Genomic DNA, 1,536 nt, shown 5'->3' on the forward strand with positions numbered 1-1,536 from the left:
CCCCGACGGCATCTGTGTGCCAAGGTGGGTCTTTGAGGATCCACAAAGGAGAGCGGTCATGTCAGAGATTATCACGGTCGGGCTCGATCTGGCGAAGAATGTGTTTCAGGTCCACGGGGCAGATGCAGCGGGGGAGCCTGTTCTGCGCAAGAAGCTGCGAAGGGGTCAGGTCCTGGCCTTCTTCAGTGAGTTGTAGCCCTGTGTCGTCGCGATGGAAGCGTGCGGAGGGGCCCATTACTGGGGCCGGGAGATCGGAAAGCTGGGCCACGAGGTGCGGCTGATCCCGCCCGCGTACGTGAAGCCCTTCGTCAAACGCCAGAAGAATGATGCAGCCGATGCCGAGGCGATCTGCGAGGCTGTGCTTCGTCCGACGATGCGGTTCGTGCCCGTGAAGAGCGAAGAGACGCAGGGCGCGGCCATGGTGTTTCGCGTGCGCGAGCTTCTGATCCGGCAGCGAACCCAATCCATCAATGCCCTTCGAGGGCATTTGAGCGAGTTCGGACAGGTCGTGCCACAAGGGGCGGCCAACACGCCGAAGCTGATTGCAATCGTTGATGACCCGGAAAGCGGCTTGCCAGCCGATGCCGTCCCCACACTCAAGGTGCTGATCACGGCCCTGACCCAGCTGGAGGCAGAGATTGTCAAACTCGATGCCGAGATCGCCCGTCGGGCCAAGGAAAACGACGTGGCGCGCCGCCTGATGACGGTGCCGGGCATCGGCCCGCTGATCGCTACGGCCATCGCGACCCTCGCTCCGCCGCCCGAGACTTTCCGCAAGGCCCGGGATTTTGCGGCATGGCTTGGGCTCACGCCCCGCCAGCATTCGACAGGCGGCAAACAGCGGCTCGGGGCCACGACGAAGATGGGCGAGCGGTCCCTCAGACGCCTGCTGATCATTGGCGCCAATAGCGTCATCATCAAGCGTCACACCCATGCCGAGGCCCGGCCGGGCACCTGGCTGGCCGGAATGCTGTCACGCAAGCCACCGATGCTGGTACGGGTGGCGCTCGCGAACAAGATGGCGCGGATCGTCTGGGCGTTGATGGCCCGGGGCGGCGTCTACCAGTCTCCGGCCGCGGCGGCATAAGCCGACCAGCGGTCGCGAGGACGTCGGAGCACAAGAGGGCAAGGAGCAGTTTGGCGCAACAGTCGTGAGACGGGAACGGGAAACCAGTGTGCAACAGAGTGCCCATGAGCACGCGGCTTTGATCTGGACCCGACCTTCGAGCACCATACGGGCCCTGCGGCATGTGTGCGCCGCTTCAGAGGCCGGATACATGTCAGCACCCGGTGACGCGCCAAGATCAGCTTTGAAAATACCTCTTGCGCAAGGGGCGGTTATACATGTTGCACAAACCCTTTCGGGGATTCATCTCGTGAATCCAGGACGTTGTTGCGTAAATCAGCGTTGGGGCTGACGATCCCCTTTCCAGTTACTTTTCAGGCGACAGCCTCGATCTCGGCCCTGCCGATGGCCGAGAAGCGGTTCATGATGGCGATGCGGAGCTGGATTTCAGCGGTTTGGCGGTCGGGGTC

Annotated in this window: 2 pseudogenes; one reads left to right on the forward strand and one right to left on the reverse strand. The window is 62.8% G+C overall.

Features of this window, described 5'->3' with window-relative positions:
• Positions 1-58 precede the first annotated feature (58 nt).
• Positions 59-1,087: pseudogene (locus ABWV23_RS22315) on the forward strand (IS110 family RNA-guided transposase).
• Positions 1,088-1,440: 353 nt separating this feature from the next.
• Here ABWV23_RS22315 and ABWV23_RS22320 read toward each other — a convergent pair.
• Positions 1,441-1,536, reverse strand: a pseudogene (locus tag ABWV23_RS22320) (IS5/IS1182 family transposase); the annotation flags it as partial.

The sequence above is a fragment of the Aquicoccus sp. SU-CL01552 genome (assembly GCF_040365005.1).
GTDB lineage: Bacteria > Pseudomonadota > Alphaproteobacteria > Rhodobacterales > Rhodobacteraceae > Antarcticimicrobium.